This window comes from Streptomyces morookaense (genome assembly GCF_013030945.1).
In the GTDB taxonomy this organism is placed as follows: domain Bacteria; phylum Actinomycetota; class Actinomycetes; order Streptomycetales; family Streptomycetaceae; genus Streptomyces; species Streptomyces morookaensis.
In genome coordinates, this window is sequence record NZ_JABBXF010000094.1 from 1 (window position 1) to 398 (window position 398).

Here is a 398-nt window from a genome sequence, read left to right on the forward strand (position 1 = left end):
TTGGAAGGATCAGCTCGCTCATGCGCACCACCCACTCCGGCTATACCCGTCTGACCAAGACCCACAAGTTCTCCGCCGCAGGCATCGCCGCAACCGGCATCGCCGCCGTCGCCCTCGCCGCCGTCGGCGGCACGGCCACCGCCGCCCCCGCCGTGAAGCCGGTGGCGCAGAGCGCGCAGTCCTTCGGTGAGACGCAGCAGGACGAGCTGACCCAGCAGACCGACGCCGCCGCCACCCAGGCCCGGGTCACGGCCAAGACCGCCGTCGAGGCCAAGCAGAAGGCCGACGCGACCGCCGCCGCCAAGGCGAAGGCCGACAAGGAGCGTGCCGCCAAGGAGCGTGCCGCCAAGGAGGCCGCGAGCCGCTCCACGGAGCGCGCCGCCCTGAAGCCCGCCAAG

At 73.1% G+C, this 398-nt stretch carries 1 pseudogene; it reads left to right on the forward strand.

Annotated elements, in window-relative coordinates:
* Positions 1 to 20 precede the first annotated feature (20 nt).
* Positions 21 to 398, forward strand: a pseudogene (locus tag HG542_RS29840) (transglycosylase SLT domain-containing protein); the annotation flags it as partial.